Here is a 19,625-nt window from a genome sequence, read left to right on the forward strand (position 1 = left end):
CGTTATTATTCTGGTTGTAGGTGATCAGCAAGGTGGTTAATCGTCGTTACAATACGACGAAACTCTTTTGGGTCTACCAAACGTAGATTAAAGTGACGCTGCAATAACATTGAAATTTGCAATCCATCTACTGAATCTAACTCTAAACCACTCTCATCAGAAAACAGCTCCACGTCATCTGCTAATTCATCTGCTGCAATTTCTTCTCTGTCGCACTCTTCAAGGATCATGTTTTTAAGCTTTATTTTGAATTCTGTATCTAACGACCCTTTCATTAACTTTTCCTTTGTTTATAAGTAAATACAATACTGGCAATCAATAGTGAAACCACGCCAAATAACGTCAATGCCATGGCTTCATTAAGCACGTCCATCACGCTTCCTCGACGTAAGAAAATATCTAAAAAACCTTCTAAGCCCCACGACATTGGAGAAATATTGGAGAAAGTTTGCATTGCTTCTGGCATCACAAACTTAGGCACCATGACGCCACCAATCGCACCCAATAAAATATTAATAATGCCACCAATCGTGGTGGCTTGTTCAATGCTGTCAACGGCGGTAGCAACAAGAATAGATAATCCGATAGCAGATAAACTTAATGACAGTGAGACTAAAACTAAGCCTAAGACTGAGCCGCCAATAGTTAATGGTGCCGCTCCAAATAGAGGGACTATATACATACCGACCCCAATCATCAGCCAAACCTGAACTTGGTTTATTAGCATATAAGGCAAAATTTTCCCGCCAAATAACACAGGCAAGCTTAAATTCATGGTGCTTAAGCGCAGTAAAGTATTTTGTTTACGCTCACTGATAAAGATGGTCGACATTGGAATAATGACAAAAAACAGACCAAACACGATCCAAGAAGGCACACTTTGTTGAGTTGAGGTTGGCTTTTCATCTTGTGCTAATTTGGCGTATTGAATTTCCATCAAGGCAGCTTCATCAAAAGATGTATCTGCCGTTGCCTCATCTAAGAAACCAAAGCTGTCTTGATTGGCAGAGTTGACCTCATCGAGCTTATTCCACATCCAACTCAGTGCTATTTGGTTCTTAAAAATAGTTAATAGTGAGGGAGAAGTATCCGCAGCAACACTGATCTCTAGTGGTAATTCATCTTGATAAAACCCCTGAGGAATATCGATAATAAATTGAACCCCTTCCTCTTCTGGCGAGCGATATTCACTAGAATCCAATGCGTATTTGGTTAGTGTTGGTATATTGGATAATTTATTGATTAATGCTTCACTGCCGCTACTTTGATCGTTATCCACTAATGCATATGTCATTAGTGATTTATCTTCATTCATCACATCTTTAAGCGCTAAGGACATAATCAAAATGAACACTACAGGCATAATAAATAAAGCAGCTAAGGCATGTTTATCTCGGCTAACTAGCAAGAATTCTTTCATTAACATTGCTTTAAACATCAGTTCTTCCTTTTGATGTTAAGTTAATAAATAGAGACTCAAGCGTCGTTGCACCATAACGAAGCTGCTTTACTTTAATATGGGCGTTTTCAAGCCACGTTAATACTTGAGCAACCAAGACACTATTTGAACTTGATAACAATAATGTTGTTTCATCAATCAAGCTCACCTCACAGCATTGAGCAAGGAGTAAATGCCATTGAGTCGAAGAATTAGGATAGAGCTCGATAATGACTTGTTGGCTTTCTTCGTTATTTACCATTGATGAAATTGAACCTTGTTTCACCACTTGCCCTGCATTCATAATTGCCACTTCATCACAAATTTTTTCAATTTCAGGCATGTAATGTGAAGTGTAAATAACGGTTTTATTATCTGACTTATAGGCCTTAATTGTATCTAAAATTTCATTACGAGACTCAGGATCAATCCCCACTGTCGGCTCATCAAAAAACAGAACATCAGGGTTATTTAACAAACCAATCGCTATATTTAAACGGCGTTTTTGACCGCCAGATAAGGTTGATGATTTTTGATCCATCATGGCTGCAAGGCGATTCGTTTCTACCGCATACGCTAAATTATCTTTTAAGGTTTTGCCTTTTATTTTTTGCACACCAGCAAAGAAGTTTAAGTTCTCTTTTACACTTAAATTCTCATAAAAAGCCAAGCTTTGAGGGATCAAAGAGCAGCGCTGACGAATAGCATTTAGATTCTTTTTTAACGGTAAATCAAAAAAAGAGACCTCCCCAGAATCAAACGATACTAAGCCATTTAAAATGGAGATCAACGTGGTTTTTCCTGCTCCGTTAGGACCGAGCAAACCATAAATACTATTTGAGGGAATGGAGAGCGTTAAGTTATCTAACGCTTTCTTGTTACCATAGGATTTATTTAAGCCACTAATTTTGATCATTAAAACGCTCGCATTAATGATAAGTACAGCTGCTTTTCTTGCTCGGCAACTGATTCTAATTTTGCTGCAATAATATCAAATTCAATGGCTTTTTTATTTCGAGGACGGATCGCTTTGGCTATTAACAATGCAAACTCACGCCATTCATCACCAATCGCCGTCATCTCAATAGAAGCGGTTTTTAGTTTTTCGTTATTAATTAGCTCTGACGCTTCTTGTAAAAAAGATGCGTAGATATAACGAAAACCTGCACCACCGGTACCAATCTCTTCTTGCATACGAATGATATGACCTAAAAATAATTTGGCATAATGCTCGTCTTTATTTTCTAATTGACGAATATGCTTAGCTAAAAAATGCATCCCTTTTAAGCCTGCAATAGGTACGGGTGTTTTTAACATGGTTTTCGCGGTTTTTTTGATGCTTTTTTCAATCACTTTTGGATAATCAATCAAGCTTGGAATATGAGTCGGATAATACAATGACCCTTTTGGTGCCATTACCCCTTTCACAAAGCGTGCTTTTTGCAGTGCTTTCTCTTCAGCTTCAACCAAGTGCTCAAAAACAGGGTCGCTGATCTTATAGCTACCATGTTTTTTGCCTACTATGATCAAATTATGCGCATTGAAATGGAAACGCATCTCTTCAGGAAAGTACGGTAACCAAAATACTGACGTTTGTGCTCCAACGATTTTACCTTGTTCCAGTAACTCATCTAATCGCTTGGTGCCTTGCTCTGGTTTTGAAAATTTCTCTAACTTCATTTTCAAACCGATGCTTTTTTGCAATCCTTTCATAATGGATTTAGGCATCGAACGATAGGCAATCAATGGCATGCCGCTGAGTTTCACAAACGGAAGGTATGCAAAGACTAACGCACTAGATAAACCAAACACCATTGGTTCTGATAATGGCAAACCATGATGAATTAACATTGAAGACATTACGCCACTTTCACAATGCGCATAATGTTGATGTTTAAATTGAGTGTTAGTGTTTTTCAAGATAGAGGTCATGATCTCGCTTTATTTATTTTTATTCGAAAGGTTAGGTAATTTCGTTAATTGCTTAACTGAAATACCTAATGCATCACTATAGGCCGAAAGCTTAGCTGGCGATAACTTAGCAAACACCGATGGTGAAAAATGACGTTTAACTCGCCATTGAAACCAACCAACGGATTGCGCTAACACCATTAAATCCATACGCTGAGCAAACATATGATAATACAAAGAGGACTTTTCTCCTGTTCTTACCAAGTCATACGCTACTTGTGCTTGTCGTTCAGATTCATTTAAGGCTTGCTTTGTGACTTCTTCTTCGACTTCCCAACCGGTAGACGCAACAACAGAATATTCACCGTTCTCATCAGTGGCATACACGGCTTTCGCATTATTTGCATACGTTGAGATGTTGTCTTGCGGTACTTTTTTAGCTTCCATTACACGACCTTTAATTGCATAAATGCAGTAGAGAATCGTCCACTCTCAGGTACGTAACACAATAATGTGTCACCCACTTTTAACTCACCAGAATGGAACAGCTCTTCTAACATAATATAAATTGATGCAGATCCCGTGTTACCCTTACTTGGTAAGTTAGTAAACCAACACTCTTGTGGAATATCACAGCCGGCATCAAGCATTCCTTGGTATAAACGATCACGGAAATAACCAGACGAGTAATGAGGTACAAAATAGGTGATTTCATCAGCCTTCACTTTACCTTGCTCAACTAGCTCTTTTAGTGGTTTAGTCACCGTATATTCAACAATGTTTCCGTTAAGTTGTTTTACGTCTTGCTTAACAGAGAAAATAGATTGAGCTAACCACTCTTGAGATTCATACTCACGCCAGCCTTTTAAACGACCATTCGCTTGTTTATCACAACCGGCATACATACAAGCATCAAGCTCATTGGCATACGATTTTTGCATCATCCATTCAATTTCAAGTGAGATTGAATCGGGATTTGGCTGAGAAGTCAGTAAAGCGGCACCCGCACCATCACTTAACATCCAACGTAAGAAGTCTTTCTCAAACGCAATTTCAGGTTGGCGTTCTAGCTCATCAACAACGGTTTCAATTTCCGCTTCAAACTTGTTAGCACGCATCATAGCTGACGCATTTTCCGAACCAGTAACTATCGCGTTACTACTTTGACCACTCAAGATCGACATATAACCATATTTTAATGACATGGTACCGGACAAACAGATGCCTGATGTCGCTATCACTTCACAGCTAGGAATACCAAGTTCACCATGCACCATTAAGGCATGATTTGGTAGAATTTGATCCGCAATCGTCGTACCACAAGCTAACAACTCAGTGGAATTAATATCAAAGGAAGATGACGATAATTTTCTAATCGCTTCTGCTGTAAGCTCAGTATTCGTATGCGTCGTTTCACCTGTTGTAGGATTAATTGCATAATAGCGCTGCTTAATTTTGTTGGATCGCAAAATGAGATTTTTTGCACGAGAAGGACGCAAGCCCACTTGCCCAAGGACGTTTTCGATTTCTTTATTACCAACGGCATCATTAGGCAAAAAAGCCTGAATATCGTTAATGTATACTTTGTTATTCATTCTAACGTCCTGACGGTTTTTCGTAATAGGTAATACTTTCTTCTACTGCTTTTTTTCTAAAAGGAGAAATTAATTTCTTCACTAATAAGTTTATCGGCACTAATGTCAAGACCATGAGCGCAAGAAAAGTAGCATAAATAGTAATAACAATTTTACGTGGAAAAGAGCCTGGTTTTCCTGACTTTTGAATCAGTTTCCCCCATACCATAAATGAACGTGTTGCTATTTTTTCAGAACCAATCAGCTTCCCATTTACTGTCACTGCATTCAGATTTTTAAGTAATGGTTCTTTTTTCTTTTCTAGATCATTTTCTAATGCATTAACAAGGCGATGTCCAAAACGCTCACTCTCTTGTAAGTCTTGTTCAGAAACGCCCGCCGCTGGAAATATCAAAAATGGATCTTTTTTACCGGTAAGCAACCAACGAGGAGTAGTAATGAAGGCATAAATTGAACCGCCCTGATCGGTTAATACTGCATTATCAATTAGTGTTCCACCTAGATCGGCAATAACTGTTTTCATTTTTTCTTGCGCCATTACCCACATATCACGACAGGCAATAAAAGTAACAACAGGTTTACCTTTAATCAGAGTCTTGGCTTGTGAGGTTTGTAAAAAACCAGTAATTGGAATTGAAGGGGACAAAAACCATACTGTATAACCCAAAATAATTAAGTCATACTCTTCTTCTAGATTCTCAGCAGGTTTAACTTCACAACCGTTCATATAGATCGCTTCAGGAAAAGCATCAAAAAAGGGGTAAAACGACCAAGGATATGGATATTTTTTAACGGGTTCAACACAATGATAATCGACTTGAATTGAATCAGCTTGGCGTAGAGGAGCCGTTGCTAAGTCTACAAATTTTGCTAATTGTCCACTTTGAGAGTGAGAAATAACGAGAACTTTTTTCATAAAAGAGACCTAAAACAACTTTAAAATAGCTTAATTAGTTGCGAGGTATTTTATAGCATCTATTTTTAATATAAATAGATAATCATTCTTTTTAACAATTAACTATTCTATTCATCCTCTGTGCTGTTAATTTTTTATTCATAAATAACAATAACGCCTTACTTGTAAAACTTTCCCTAAAAAAAACGAATGACTTGTTGATATATAACAATAGCCACTCATAATAAATAAATGGAATACATTTAGTTAACAAAAAAGGATCTATTTATGAACAAACTCGTTTTAATCATTCTTTGTGTTTTACTCCCTCCTGTCGGTGTTTTTTTTGCAAAGGGAGCAGGAAAAGATTTCTTAATTAATATCGTTCTTACCATTCTTTTCTGGTTCCCAGGTATGATCCATGCACTTTGGATTACAACTCGTTAGTTTACATAAATAAAAAGCGAAACCCTTAAATGAAAAGGTTTCGCTTTATTCGTTTAGTGTAAATAAACACTAACTATAAGTAGATTATGTCAAGTTAAGCAGCATTTACCTGTAATTTTTTACGTAATGCTTTCGCAGCTTTCACCATATTCTCTAGCGCCGCTTCTGTTTCTTTCCAGTTACGTGTTTTCAAACCACAATCTGGGTTCACCCATAAACGCTCTACAGGAACTTTCGCTGCTGCCGTTTCAATTAAATCAATGATCCACTCTTCACTTGGAATATTTGGTGAATGAATATCATAAACACCCGGTCCAATCTCATTTGGATAATTAAAGTCTTCAAACGCTTTCAATAATTCCATGTTTGAACGAGAGGTTTCAATCGTGATCACATCTGCATCTAACGCCGCCACTGATTCGATAATCTCATTAAACTCGCTGTAACACATGTGAGTATGAATTTGTGTTTCAGATTTAGCACTGGCCGCTGAGATCTTAAACGCTTCAACAGCCCAATCTAAGTACGCTTTTTGATCGCTCTTTTTAATTGGTAATCCTTCACGAATCGCAGGTTCATCAATTTGAATAATATTAATGCCCGCTTGTTGAAGATCAGAAACTTCATCACGCAATACTAATGCTAACTGCTGTGCAATTTCTTTACGAGTAATGTCTTCACGTGGGAACGTCCAACCAAGAATCGTTACTGGTCCGGTGAGCATCCCTTTCATTTGTTTAGTCGTTAACGATTGAGCATATTGCGTCCAATCAACCGTGATTGGTGCTTCACGTTCAATATCTGCCACCACGATTGCTGGTTTTACACAACGAGATCCATAACTTTGCACCCAGCCAAATCGCGTTGCTTGAAAGCCGTTTAAGTTCTCGGCAAAATATTCCACCATGTCATTACGTTCTGCTTCACCATGCACTAATACATCCAGATCTAAACGCTCTTGACGCTCAACTGCATCAGAAATATGACCTTTCATTGCTGCAACATAATCTTGTTCATTTAATTTACCTGCACGATACGCGCTGCGCTGTTGACGAATATCAGAGGTTTGTGGGAATGAACCTATCGTTGTCGTTGGTAATAATGGTAAACCCAATTTTTCCGCTTGGTGTTGCGCTCGAACTGAATACGCATCTGCTCGCTCTGCTAATGCAGGAGTAATTGCCGCTAAACGTTGCTTTACCGCAGGCTTATTAATGTGCTCTGCCGTCTCACGTTCACGCAATGGCTGACAGTATTGATGACAGGCTAAGATTGCATTTTGATTACCATCTAAAGCGCCCGCTAACAAAGTCACCTCTTTCAGTTTTTGTTTTGCAAACGCAAACCATTGAGTAGTTTCTTGTGATAATTCTATTTCTTGCTCTAAATCTACAGGGCTATGCAGCAACGAACATGAGCTTGCAATCCATAACTTATCACCTAGCTTTTCTTTCACTGGTTGTAGCTTCTCATGTAGGCGTTCTAAGTCTGCTCGCCATACATTACGACCATTAATCGCACCAACAGACAATACCCACTCTTTTGGTAATCCATCTACAATCGTGTCTAATTGTTTAGGGTCTGCTGATATATCAATATGTAAGCCATTTACCGCTAATTCGGTGATCTTATCTAAATGATGCTCTACACCATCAAAGTACGTTGTTAGTAGTAATTTCACGTCACTTTGAACCACTTGATAAGCCAGTTTGAATGAGTTAGCCCAAGCTTTTGGTAATTCAAGCGCTAAAATTGGTTCATCAATTTGTACCCATTCAACACCAAGCGCAGATAACTTCGAAAAAATTGCCTGATAAGCGGTAAGTAAGCGAGGAAGAAGCGCTAAACGATCAAACCCTTGCTCTACTTCTTCATCATTCACTTCTTTGCCTAACCACAAATAGCTTAATGGACCAAGAAGTACTGGTTTAACCTTGTGACCTTGCTTTTGCGATTCTGCAATTTCATCAAACAATTGTGACCAACTAACGTTAAATTTATCGTCTTTAGAAAATTCAGGAACGATATAATGGTAGTTAGTATTAAACCACTTAGTCATGTCTGATGCCGCTTCACCACAACCACAGCGATTTTGAGATTGACCACGACCCACTTTAAATAAGGTATCTAAATCAGGAAAACCGTTATTGTGACGAGCAGGTACGTGACCTAGAAGAAGGCTGGTTGTTAACACATGATCGTACCAAGCAAAATCTCCAGCGGTTACAAAATCTAACCCTGATGCTGATTGATCTTTCCAATGACGCTGACGAAGCTCACTGCCTACTACTAATAATTCTTTTTGTTCAATCTCGCCACGCCAGTATTTTTCTTGTGCAAATTTAAGTTCTCTTTGAGCACCTACTCGTGGGTAGCCTAAAATATGAGTTACTGTTTTTTTATTCAATTCTATTGTCATCGCTTTAATCCCCTTAGCCGTTTAGATGGCTAAACAATGACGCATTTTCTTTTATGCTACAACGGATAAAAATTCACTTTGATTATGAATTTTTTTCAATAAGGTTAAATTTACAATCAAATAATTAACATTATTTAGCCGTCTAGATGTTTACTTTATGCGTTAATCACTTTACTGTGAAGATGATTAAACCTACTCAAACGGAACTTGAGGAATAATAATGATTGAATTAAAACATCTAAAAACATTAACTACACTGCGTGACACTGGCTCATTAACCGCAACAGCCAATGCTCTACATCTTACTCAATCAGCACTCTCTCATCAGTTAAAAGATTTTGAAACCCGTCTTGGAAGTCATGTTTTTTTACGTAAAACTCGTCCAGTGAAATTCACCTCAGAAGGTGAGATCTTATTAAAACTGGCTGATGATGTTTTACCTAAAATGACTAGAGCAGAATATGATATTGCGAGTTTGAAAGAAGATTTACACGGCCGATTACACATGGCGATTGAATGTCACTCTTGCTTTCAGTGGTTAATGCCTGCGATTAAAGAATATCAAGTTGGTTGGCCAGAAGTTGAACTGGATTTTTCATCTGGTTTCGGTTTTGAGCCTCTACCCGCATTAGTGAATGGTGATCTAGATTTAGTGATCACATCAGATATTCAACCCCGTGGAGAGGTTCATTATGAACCGTTATTTGATTTCGAGATGCGTCTTGTAATGGCAACTAGCCACCCTCTTGCTAATAAAGAATATATAGAGCCCAAAGATTTACTCGATCAAACGATGCTGACTTACCCTGTGCAAAAACAACGTCTGGATGTCGTAAAACATTTCTTAACCCCAAACAATGTTGAGCCTGCTAAATGGAAACAAGCAGAGAATACATTAATGCTAATACAAATGGTGTCGGCAGGTTTAGGGGTTGCCGCACTGCCTAATTGGGCAATCAGTGAATTTTCACGACAAGGATTAATTGAGAGTAAACCATTAGGGAAAGGATTGTGGCGAAGGTTGTTCGCTGCCGTTAGAGACAGCGAACATGATAAAAAATATTTACAAGCATTTTTCTCTACTGCGAAACAGCAGAGCCAGAGTCATTTGGATGGAATTAAAATGACTTAAATCGAGGTATGTAGCTATTTAAATATTGGTTAAAAATTACGTATTCTTAAATTGATTCGTTAATGGGTCATATTGATAACCCAAGCCACTGAGCTTGTCTTGAACTCCTTGTGTATCAAGCTCATACACGCTGGATAATTCTTCTAGACTGTGACATTCCAATCGCAATTTTTCATTAATGATGCCGAGTAGAATTCCACTTTCTAGTCCGTGAGCATTACTTAAATCCAATCTTCATCCTCCATGTTGCTTAAGAGACATACTTAGAGTAAATCAGTTTTTAAAAGTAATGCGTGGCCTACATCACAAAAAACAACTGAAATTGATAATAACCAGAAATGGCCATAATTACGCTTGCTATAGCTAACATTTGCCATTTAACAGCTTGTTGTTTGAATAAGTGAAAACTCCACAAACCAATACTTAGTAGCATAAGCCCTAATGCTATACCTAACTTAACAGCCATCTTATCCAAAAATATCTCATGGACACTGAGAGTCTGACACAATAAGATAACTGACATTACAATCCCACTAACAATGCCACTGATCGGGAGTAATTTATGAAATGCCTGTAAGCGAGTTCGAGCTAAAGTCAAAAGGAGGTGTGTTAATAGCGCACCAAATAAGAATGGGCCAGTAACCGCAAAAAATAACTGCGTGAATGAACCAGAACCCAAAGCTAAATTAACAAAACTTGCCGCTGCAAAACCATTAGCTAATGCCATAACAATTAATGGCCCCTTGTCACGAGTTTTGCCTGTTTTTACACTCAAATAAAAACCAGCAATGGCAATTGCAGGAACAAAATTAATCGCAAAAATAGAAGCGTAAGTCATACCAACACCAGCAATAACACACCAGCCAAGGATCAATACGGGTAACCATTTATGGATGCGACCACGTTGACCGGGACAAATATCCCCTTTATGCAAAATGATCGTTAACAGTATTTGCGCACCTAAGAGTGCAGGAATAAGAATATATTGTAAGGTTTGAAAAAACATAGCTACGCCACCTAATTAGAATGACGCTAGTATAAACTCAATTTTCACTTCGTCTAGTGACGGTTAAAAAACAATCTATTTCTATCAATATCTCAAAAACACACGTAACACTTTCCAACTTATTATCCTTTTGTCGCAACAAGAACAACAGTTGCGCATCATCTTATTAACAGAATTATTTTTTATTTGTTTTAGATCATGATGAGGTTAAGTAGCAGATGTGCTACAGGTAAAAGTTAGGTAAGTTTCTATTACGAAATGTGTAAGAATATGTATGTAAGTTACGCAATTTTTATATTTTGAAATCTTATAGGGGAAAATTCCATGTTGGAGTTAATGATTGGTTTGGTGATCACCATTTTGGTTGGTTACTTTATCGTAAAAGGATATAAGGCGGCAGGTGTACTACTAACTGCTGGTTTAGCACTACTTATTATTGCAGGTTTATTAGGTCATACTGTTTTACCTGCAAAAGTTACCGCGACAGGTAACTTATTAACGGATGCGCTAGAGTACGTGAAATACATGCTGCAATATCGTGGGGGCGGCCTAGGTATGCAAATCATGCTACTTTGTGGTTTTGCTTCTTACATGACTCACATTGGCGCAAACAATGTCGTTGTTAAACAGTTTTCTAAACCATTAGCATTTATTAAGTCACCTTACGTTTTACTTGTTGCAGCTTATATCGTAGCGTGTTTAATGTCTCTTGCAGTAAGTTCTGCAACAGGTCTTGGTGTACTACTAATGGCAACACTTTTCCCTATGATGACAGCGATGGGGATTTCTCGCCCAGCAGCAGTAGCCGTTTGTGCCTCTCCAGCAGCGATTATTCTTTCTCCTACATCTGGTGACGTTATTGTTGCTGCAGAAAAATCTGGTCTTCCTTTACATACGTTCGCAGTTGAAACGGTATTGCCTGTTTCTATTTGTGCAATCATCGTAATGGCAGCAGCGGCTTTCTTCTGGAACAAATACCTAGATAAGAAAGAAAATACACCAATGGAGAAAGTTGATATTTCTGCAATGGAAGTAAATGCACCATCTTATTACGCGATTTTACCTTTCTTACCAATCGTAGGTGTTTTTGTCTTCAATGGCGAAACTATCCCAGGTTTATCTCTAGATATTTATACTATTGTTGTTGGCTCAATCTTCATTGGTGCAGTCATTAACTTTATTACTAATAAACTAGACGGCAGAGCTACGCTAGAAGATTTAGAATCTTGCTACGCAGGTATGGCTGACGCGTTTAAGGGTGTGGTAATGCTATTAGTTGCAGCCGGTGTATTTGCACAAGGCTTAATGTCTGTTGGCGCGATTGATAACCTACTTCACCTTGCAGATTCTGCTGGTGCTGGTGGTATGGCACTGATGCTTCTTCTTACTGGTCTAACAGTAGCAGCAGCTATCGCAACAGGTTCTGGTAATGCACCTTTCTATGCATTCGTAGAATTAGCACCACAACTGGCTGGTAAAATGGGTCTTAGCCCTGCCTTCCTAATTATTCCAATGCTTCAAGCTTCTAATCTTGGTCGTACCATTTCTCCAGTATCTGGCGTTATCGTTGCGACGTCAGGTATGGCTAAAATCAGCCCATTTGAAGTAGTAAAACGTACCTCTGTTCCTGTTATCTGTGGCTTAATCACAGTTATCGCGGGTACTATGGTATTGGTTCCAATGTACGCTTAATCTGCTAGACAGATAAACGCTTATTTACGCCAGTGGTTTAATGCTACTGGCGTTTTTTTTAATTTATGTATGATGTTCCCATTTAATTCTGTGATTCGATATCAAATAGGCACTTTCCTTAAAACAATTTACCTAATGCTCACGTAACTCTTATTAAATAAAGATACATTTAGCGCATCAATATTTAAAACAAGACGAGTACATTTACCATGATTAAAGACACGGCTATCATTTTTACCCTCTCTTTTTTAGCCATATCTATTGCCTATTTATGCCGTTTATACATCTAGTTCTATCTTGCTATTAGACGCCCTTACTTATATTGAGGGCTTTATTTTCTGGTTAAATCACTCTCAAATCGGTATAATTCGGCCTCCAAATTCTGAGGTGAACTAATGCACAACGTAACTCCAATAAACGAATACCCGAAATTCTGGGCAGAATGCTATGGAACAGCCCCTTTCTTTCCGACTTCTCGTAAAGAAATGGACCAACTTGGTTGGGATAGCTGTGACATTATCATTGTAACTGGGGATGCGTATGTGGATCACCCAAGCTTTGGTATGGCAATCATCGGACGTTTGCTAGAAGCACAAGGCTTCCGCGTTGGTATTATTGCTCAACCAAAATGGGATAATAAAGACGAATTCATGGCTCTTGGTCAACCAAATTTATTCTTTGGTATCACCGCGGGTAACATGGATTCAATGATCAACCGTTATACCTCAGATAAAAAACTTCGTCACGATGATGCATATACTCCAAACAACGAAGGTGGTAAGCGCCCTGACCGTGCAGTATTAGTTTATTCTCAACGCTGTCGTGAAGCCTTTAAAGATACTCCTATCGTATTAGGTGGTATTGAGGCAAGCCTCCGTCGTTTAGCGCATTATGACTACTGGTCAGATAAAGTTCGTCGCTCTGTATTATTTGATGCAAAAGGTGACATTCTTCTGTTTGGTAATGCTGAACGTGCATTGGTTGAAGTTGCTCATCGCCTTGCCAATGGCGAAGATGTAAAAACAATGACTAATATCCGCGGTACTGCTGTAAATTTACCAGCAGAACCTGAAGGCTTTAGAATCATTGACTCTTCTCGTATTGAAAAGCCGGGTAAAGTTGCTTTTGTTCCTATCAATCCATACGCAACAGAAGAGCAATGTGAAACCAACAAAGCAGAAGTAAAAGAAGAACAGCCGCAAGTAATTACAGTAACGGCTTCTCGTCATGATTCAAAAACGACAGCAATTCGAATTCCACCATTTGAAAAATTAAATGGCGACCGTATTCTTTATGCTCACGCTAGCCGTATTATGCATTTAGAAACCAACCCATACTCTGGCCGAGCATTGATCCAGCGCCATGGTGACCGTGAATTATGGGTAAACCAAGCGCCTATCCCTCTAACAACAGAAGAGATGGATTTTGTATTTGATCTGCCTTACGCGCGTGTTCCACACCCTATGTATGGCAAAGCGAAGATCCCTGCGTATGACATGATCAAAACATCAGTCAACATTATGCGTGGGTGTTTTGGTGGGTGTTCGTTCTGTAGTATTACAGAGCACGAAGGTCGTATAATTCAGAACCGTTCTAAAGAATCGATTATTAGTGAATTAGAAGAAATTCGCGACAAAGTTCCTGGATTTACCGGTACGATCTCAGATCTTGGTGGTCCAACAGCAAATATGTACCGTTTAGGTTGTTCAATACCTAAGGCGGAGGCAACGTGTCGTCGACCTTCTTGTGTCTTCCCTAAGATCTGTGACAAATTAAATACCGATCACGTACATACGATTGATTTGTACCGTGAAGCGCGCAAAGTAAAAGGCGTGAAGAAAGTATTAATTGCCTCTGGTGTTCGTTACGATTTGGCGATTGAATCTCCAGAATACGTACGTGAGCTAGTCACCCACCACGTTGGCGGTTATTTAAAGATTGCTCCTGAACATACCGAAAAAGGCCCATTAGATTTAATGATGAAGCCAGGAATGGGAACGTATGATCGCTTCAAGTCTATGTTTGAAAAATACAGCCAAGAAGCCGGTAAGAAACAATATCTTATCCCTTACTTTATCTCTGCTCACCCAGGTACAGAAGATGAAGACATGCTGAACCTAGCTATGTGGCTCAAGAAAAATAATCTTGAATGTGATCAGGTTCAGAACTTCTACCCATCGCCAATGTGTAATGCTACCTCCATGTATTACTCAGAAACAAACCCACTGAAGCGCGTGAAATATAAAAAACGTGAAGATGTGACCGTAGCTAAAGGTGAGCGTCAACGTCGACTGCATAAAGGTTTATTACGTTATCACGATCCTAAAAACTGGAAAATGATCCGTGAAGCACTAACAGAAATGGGCAAAAAGCATCTTATTGGTGACAAGCCACATTGTTTAGTACCTGAAGACGATATCGATACACAAACACCTGCAGAACGTCGTCAAACGGGACGTCACGGTGCGAAACGTTTTGCGACTAAGCATACTCAAGCACAGTTTGATGGCGACCCACGAAACAGTAACAATCGTGGTGCTCAAAATAAGAATAATCGTAACGGCAAACCTAACTCACAAGGTCAAGGCCAAAACCGTTCTGGTAATGGTGGAAAACAGGCAGGACACGCTAGTTCAGATAAACCAGCATCAAGCGGACAGAAAAATGGCGTTCGTAATGGTTATTCAAACAATAAGCCAAGTGGCAATGGTAAACCTAAAGCGACTGGTGGTAACAAACCTACGGGTAATAAACCAAGCGGTACTGGTGCTAAACGTAAACCAAAGCACCGTTAATTAAATTAACAAGCATAAAAAAAGCGAACCAATGCGGTTCGCTTTTTTATTATCTGAATATAAAGTAATGAAGTAGGACTCCCTACTCCACTATTAATTTATTCTTACTTCCAAACGTATAAGTTAAACAGCTTTTTACCACGCTTGATTACGCTGTATTTACCGAATAATGCGTCTTCTTTCTTAAGAACAACTTCAGAATCAGCAACTTTTTCGCCGTTTACTGAAACCGCACCATTACCAATAAATTCACGCGCCATCTTATTTGATTTTGCTAGTTCAGATTGAGTCAATACTTCAACGATAGTTTGCTCTGAAGCTTCAAGTTCAGTCATTGGTAGACCATCTTGTGCTAGTTGCGCTAAATCAGTTTCAGTTAGTGATGCTAAATCACCAGAGAACAATGCGTCAGTAATACGGATAGAAGAAGCTAAACCTTCCTCACCGTGAACTAAACGAGTCACTTCTTTAGCAAGTACACCTTGACCAGCAGGACGACCTTGAACACTCTTATCACTTTCTTCAATTGCAGCAATTTCATCTACAGATAGGAAAGTGAAGAAACGTAGGAAGTTATATACGTCAGCATCCGCAGTACCCAACCAGAATTGGTAGAAAGCGTATGGTGATGTTTTGCTTGGGTCTAACCAAATTGTGCCTGATTCAGTCTTACCAAATTTAGTACCATCTGATTTAGTTACCAGCGGTAAAGTTAAGCCAAATACTTTATTACGGTTCATACGACGAGTTAGATCGATACCACCAGTGATGTTACCCCACTGATCAGAACCACCTATTTGAAGCGTACATTCTTTTGCTTTGTTTAACGCAGCAAAGTCATACGATTGAAGCAGCATGTAGCTGAACTCAGTAAATGAGATACCAGAACCTTCACGGTCGATACGCTGTTTTACTGACTCTTTTTGAATCATTGCATTTACGCTGAAATGCTTACCGATATCACGCATGAATTCGATTACATTGATTTCACCAATCCAATCTAGGTTATTCACTACTTCTGCGCCATTTTTCTCTTCTGTAAATTCAACAAAAGCAGAAACTTGAGCACGGATTTTATTAACCCAATCACCAACAACATCAGAGGTATTCAATTGACGCTCTGCCGCTTTAAAACTTGGATCACCAATTAAACCAGTAGCGCCACCAACAAGAGCTAATGGCTTATGGCCCGCTTGTTGAAAACGCTTAAGAACTAACAAAGGTACTAGGCTACCAATGTGTAGGCTGTCTGCTGTCGGATCGAAACCACAATAGAGAGTACGACAGTCAGTTGAAAGGTGCTCAGCTAATTCTTCGTCTGCTGTGCACTGTGCAATAAGCCCACGAGCTTTTAAATCCTGCAATAATTCATTTGTTGCTGTCATAGATAACCTACTTGTACTCTAAATTTCGGTATAAAAAAGAAGATTCGATTTTACACATTTACCCGCTAAATAACAGACTTTGTGAGTAAAAAGACCATGTGCACAGCCTTCTATTTTTTATCCCTCTTTGAACTCAATAATTCCCGTTACAATTACTTTCATTTTTACACTCGAAAAGTTCAAAATCTGACCTATATTTATCGTAAAGAAGTGTCATTTTGTGATGCTTAACTCAAACAAAAACAATGTTATTTTTGAAAGCTTGAATCTGCTATCTACGCCCATATTTCTTTTATAGGTGTTGCTAATATACATTTACTTAGTTGCTATTTCTTTCTATCTTGCTAAGGAAAAAGAATGAAAAAGTTTGCCCGTGCCGCCGTCTTAATGGTCCTTGTCTTTGGACGACCTCAAGCACAAGCTTCATCATTAATTGAGTTTATTGAACCTGATTATCAAGAAGCAAATCAATCAGAAATCGATCACCAACATGTCCTTCACAGCCTAAACGGTCTACTTTCAATTCAAAGTTGGAACCATTTCTCATCCCAACCTTATGATGATTTTGATATTTTGAACTCTAAAGCTCATCAAGCTCAGAGAGAATTAGAAAACATCTGCAAAGAGACCGCATTAATGTCTAATGCTCAATCTCAATTTGCTGGTGTAAAAAGCTCAGAACGCGCACTATTGAAAATTGAACAAGAGCTCAATGGTCAAGTAAATAAACTAACGGATATCGCAAGAGCAACCGTTGTTGCTGACTCTATCCCTGATTTAATTACTGCTTACGAGTCAATAAACAGAGAAACAACGGTACTCAGTGTCACGAACCGTTTCGCTCAACCAGCAAAGTCAGGCTATCGAGATATCAAATTATTAGTAGAATTACCAAAGACAAAACTGGTTGCAGAAATACAACTTCATTTAAAAGACATTGCTACAGTAAAAAATGGAGCAGAGCATAAGCTTTACGAAGAAATTCAAAGTATTGAACGTATCGCTTTTGTAAACCGACGAAAATCAACTCAGTTTGAACAAGCTCGAATTAGCAAACTTAGAAGTTTATCTCAATCTCTGTATTCAGATGCTTGGCAAGGCTACCTTCCAACTAAAGCCTCTGCCTAAACAAAAAAAGAGCAATCAATATTCTTTGATTGCTCTTTTCATATATATATCTGCTATTTATTCATGCCATCAAAACTAAACTTCCAAAGAAAGCTAATCCCGAAAACACAACTATAGTTGTAATTAAAGCAAACTTAAAATCACTATCCATAACGACTCCTTGTTTTATCAGTAACAAAAAATTAACAGTAATTTGAAGTGTCTTCAAGGAATCAGGTTAACTAAGCCATCAAGTTGGTATTAACATCACAATGTCTACATAATACGTTAAATATGAGTACAAAATATCATCACAAAATTTAGGAGTTCAGATGAAACGGATAGCACTACTAGCCCTAATAGCAACAGCCCCTTTCCCTACTTTTGCTCAATTTTATATCACACCAGCAATAGGGATCGCAGCAGGCGGGGAAGTTGAAAATCAAAACGGTGATACTTTTAAAATAAAGAACAATGAGACTTTATCATTCGCTTTAGAAACGGATATGGATGCTGGCCGTATTGGTTTATTTTACAGCACTCAAAGTAGTGAAGTAAAAACATTAGGTAATAAGTCTCGCTTTGATTATTTACACTTTCAAAGTGCACTAGATTATCCATTAACGAAACGCCTCAGTTCTTTTTTCGGTTTAAGTATTGGTGCAACCTATACCGATGTTGATTGGAGTGAAGAAAATATTAACTTCTCAGCAGGTGCTTTCACTGGTTTGCAGTACCATTTTACTAATAATTTAGCCTTACAGCTTGAAGCTCGTTGGTTAGGTACAGCAGTCGATAACGATATCGACAGCACTTGTATTTCAGAACCTGCGCAAACTCGCTGTGTTATTCGCTACGAAAGTAGTTGGATAAATCAAGTTCAAGGAAACCTTGGATTGCGTTTTAGTTTTTAGCTTAGATAGGCATTTCTTTTTAATAATTCCGATTGAGGTGCTTATTTTCTCATCAATTGGAATTATTTATAAAAAACACAATCATTTAATTAACCTTATTTTAACAATATCACTATCCACATAAGAATACCCCGTCAATACCTCCCCCTAGAAAAAACGAATAAATCAGAACAAAACCCTAATAACACTATATTTAACTACCTTTATGTAGCATTGCCTTAACAATTATAAATAGGTAATCTGGCTGTAATGCTTAGCTAATACCTCTAGTTTGAGCAAATTAATTTTAATTTAAATAGAGAATGATACTAAATAGGTTTCAATTCTCAGGGAAAAGTTTCTTAAAGGAGTATTTTATGAAGCGTGAGCAATGGGGATCTCGTGCAGGATTTATTCTTGCCGCAGTAGGATCTGCTATCGGTCTAGGTAATATATGGCGCTTTCCATACATGGCATATGAAAATGGCGGTGGTGCTTTCTTCATCCCTTATCTATTTGCAATGTTAACTGCTGGTATTCCATTTATGATAATGGAATTTGGTATGGGCCATAAATTCAGAGGCTCAGCACCACGAACATTTGCAAAACTAAATCAAAAATACGAATGGCTTGGTTGGTTTCAAGTTCTCATTGCTGCAGTTATTGCTGTGTATTATGTTGCCGTTATTGGCTGGGCAATTTCTTATTTTAGTATGTCTTTCTCTCAAAGTTGGGGACAAGATACTAACGCTTATTTCTTCAGCGAATACCTGAAATTAGGCGATAATTCACCAACAAAACTTGGCAGTATCCAATGGCATATCGCTATCCCAATGGTGATTGCTTGGGCTATCACTTTTACAGCTATCTTTGGTGGTGTAAAACGCGGTATCGAGCGAGCAAGTAAAAG

Annotated in this window: 18 protein-coding genes and 1 pseudogene; 7 read left to right on the forward strand and 12 right to left on the reverse strand. The window is 38.4% G+C overall.

Annotation, left to right across the window (positions count from 1 at the left end):
* Nucleotides 1–5 precede the first annotated feature (5 nt).
* From BTO22_RS08445 to BTO22_RS08475, 7 genes are read right to left on the reverse strand one after another with little or no spacing between them, the layout of a single operon-like run.
* Nucleotides 6–275 (reverse strand): acyl carrier protein, encoded by a 270-nt coding sequence (locus tag BTO22_RS08445; RefSeq protein WP_045102501.1) that lies wholly within the window; start codon nucleotides 273–275, stop codon nucleotides 6–8.
* Nucleotides 275–1,438, reverse strand: a complete 1,164-nt coding sequence (locus tag BTO22_RS08450; protein WP_105055106.1) for an ABC transporter permease — start codon at nucleotides 1,436–1,438, stop codon at nucleotides 275–277. The genes BTO22_RS08445 and BTO22_RS08450 overlap by 1 nt, the downstream gene beginning before the upstream one ends.
* Nucleotides 1,431–2,354: an ABC transporter ATP-binding protein gene (locus BTO22_RS08455; protein WP_105055107.1), complete on the reverse strand. Its 924-nt coding sequence runs from the start codon at nucleotides 2,352–2,354 to the stop codon at nucleotides 1,431–1,433. Before BTO22_RS08455 ends, BTO22_RS08450 begins: the two co-directional genes overlap by 8 nt.
* Nucleotides 2,354–3,370: a BtrH N-terminal domain-containing protein gene (locus BTO22_RS08460; protein ID WP_105055108.1), complete on the reverse strand. Its 1,017-nt coding sequence runs from the start codon at nucleotides 3,368–3,370 to the stop codon at nucleotides 2,354–2,356. The genes BTO22_RS08455 and BTO22_RS08460 overlap by 1 nt, the downstream gene beginning before the upstream one ends.
* A gap of 9 nt (nucleotides 3,371–3,379) precedes the next feature.
* A complete protein-coding gene (locus BTO22_RS08465; RefSeq protein WP_105055109.1) occupies nucleotides 3,380–3,796 on the reverse strand; it encodes a hypothetical protein in 417 nt (138 codons plus the stop codon).
* The gene (locus BTO22_RS08470) at nucleotides 3,796–4,944 is read right to left on the reverse strand and encodes a beta-ketoacyl-ACP synthase III (RefSeq protein ID WP_105055110.1); all 1,149 of its coding nucleotides are present in this window, start codon (nucleotides 4,942–4,944) and stop codon (nucleotides 3,796–3,798) included. Before BTO22_RS08470 ends, BTO22_RS08465 begins: the two co-directional genes overlap by 1 nt.
* A gap of 1 nt (nucleotide 4,945) precedes the next feature.
* Nucleotides 4,946–5,860: a hypothetical protein gene (locus BTO22_RS08475; protein ID WP_105055111.1), complete on the reverse strand. Its 915-nt coding sequence runs from the start codon at nucleotides 5,858–5,860 to the stop codon at nucleotides 4,946–4,948.
* A 267-nt stretch (nucleotides 5,861–6,127) separates the two neighbouring features.
* Between BTO22_RS08475 and BTO22_RS08480 the strand changes: the two genes are divergently transcribed.
* The gene (locus tag BTO22_RS08480; RefSeq protein ID WP_105055112.1) at nucleotides 6,128–6,286 is read left to right on the forward strand and encodes a YqaE/Pmp3 family membrane protein; all 159 of its coding nucleotides are present in this window, start codon (nucleotides 6,128–6,130) and stop codon (nucleotides 6,284–6,286) included.
* A 94-nt stretch (nucleotides 6,287–6,380) separates the two neighbouring features.
* Here BTO22_RS08480 and metE read toward each other — a convergent pair whose 3' ends face one another.
* Nucleotides 6,381–8,705 carry a 5-methyltetrahydropteroyltriglutamate--homocysteine S-methyltransferase gene (gene metE / locus BTO22_RS08485; RefSeq protein ID WP_105055113.1) on the reverse strand — a complete coding sequence of 775 codons (2,325 nt, stop codon included), beginning with the start codon at nucleotides 8,703–8,705 and terminating at the stop codon, nucleotides 6,381–6,383.
* 220 nt (nucleotides 8,706–8,925) lie between these two features.
* Between metE and BTO22_RS08490 the strand changes: the two genes are divergently transcribed.
* A complete protein-coding gene (locus tag BTO22_RS08490) occupies nucleotides 8,926–9,837 on the forward strand; it encodes a LysR substrate-binding domain-containing protein (RefSeq protein ID WP_105055114.1) in 912 nt (303 codons plus the stop codon).
* A gap of 36 nt (nucleotides 9,838–9,873) precedes the next feature.
* On the opposite strand, the gene BTO22_RS08495 is transcribed toward BTO22_RS08490, so the two are convergent.
* Entirely contained in the window at nucleotides 9,874–10,068 is a 195-nt protein-coding gene (locus BTO22_RS08495; RefSeq protein WP_060991439.1) for a DUF4250 domain-containing protein, read from the reverse strand.
* Between the two features lie 67 nt (nucleotides 10,069–10,135).
* Complete coding sequence (locus BTO22_RS08500) at nucleotides 10,136–10,843, reverse strand: hypothetical protein (RefSeq protein ID WP_061002897.1); 708 nt, start codon at nucleotides 10,841–10,843, stop codon at nucleotides 10,136–10,138.
* A 324-nt stretch (nucleotides 10,844–11,167) separates the two neighbouring features.
* Between BTO22_RS08500 and dcuC the strand changes: the two genes are divergently transcribed.
* Nucleotides 11,168–12,535: an anaerobic C4-dicarboxylate transporter DcuC gene (gene dcuC, locus BTO22_RS08505; protein WP_105055115.1), complete on the forward strand. Its 1,368-nt coding sequence runs from the start codon at nucleotides 11,168–11,170 to the stop codon at nucleotides 12,533–12,535.
* 395 nt (nucleotides 12,536–12,930) lie between these two features.
* Complete coding sequence (locus tag BTO22_RS08510) at nucleotides 12,931–15,330, forward strand: YgiQ family radical SAM protein (protein ID WP_105055116.1); 2,400 nt, start codon at nucleotides 12,931–12,933, stop codon at nucleotides 15,328–15,330.
* Nucleotides 15,331–15,434: 104 nt separating this feature from the next.
* Here BTO22_RS08510 and tyrS read toward each other — a convergent pair whose 3' ends face one another.
* Entirely contained in the window at nucleotides 15,435–16,715 is a 1,281-nt protein-coding gene (tyrS, locus tag BTO22_RS08515; protein ID WP_061002902.1) for a tyrosine--tRNA ligase, read from the reverse strand.
* A 357-nt stretch (nucleotides 16,716–17,072) separates the two neighbouring features.
* Here tyrS and BTO22_RS08520 point away from each other — a divergent pair, with 357 nt between their 5' ends.
* The gene (locus BTO22_RS08520) at nucleotides 17,073–17,843 is read left to right on the forward strand and encodes a phosphoribosylglycinamide formyltransferase (RefSeq protein ID WP_105055117.1); all 771 of its coding nucleotides are present in this window, start codon (nucleotides 17,073–17,075) and stop codon (nucleotides 17,841–17,843) included.
* Between the two features lie 61 nt (nucleotides 17,844–17,904).
* Here the strand turns inward: BTO22_RS08520 and cydH are convergent, their stop codons facing one another.
* Nucleotides 17,905–17,994, reverse strand: coding sequence for a cytochrome bd-I oxidase subunit CydH (gene cydH, locus BTO22_RS08525; RefSeq protein ID WP_105055118.1), 90 nt, complete (start codon nucleotides 17,992–17,994; stop codon nucleotides 17,905–17,907).
* A gap of 160 nt (nucleotides 17,995–18,154) precedes the next feature.
* Here cydH and BTO22_RS08530 point away from each other — a divergent pair, with 160 nt between their 5' ends.
* Both BTO22_RS08530 and BTO22_RS08535 read left to right on the forward strand, forming a co-directional pair.
* Nucleotides 18,155–18,736: an outer membrane beta-barrel protein gene (locus tag BTO22_RS08530; protein WP_105055119.1), complete on the forward strand. Its 582-nt coding sequence runs from the start codon at nucleotides 18,155–18,157 to the stop codon at nucleotides 18,734–18,736.
* Nucleotides 18,737–19,092: 356 nt separating this feature from the next.
* Nucleotides 19,093–19,625 (forward strand): annotated as a pseudogene (locus BTO22_RS08535) (sodium-dependent transporter); the annotation flags it as partial.

It is taken from the genome of Aliivibrio sifiae (assembly GCF_002954705.1).
Taxonomy (GTDB): domain Bacteria; phylum Pseudomonadota; class Gammaproteobacteria; order Enterobacterales; family Vibrionaceae; genus Aliivibrio; species Aliivibrio sifiae_A.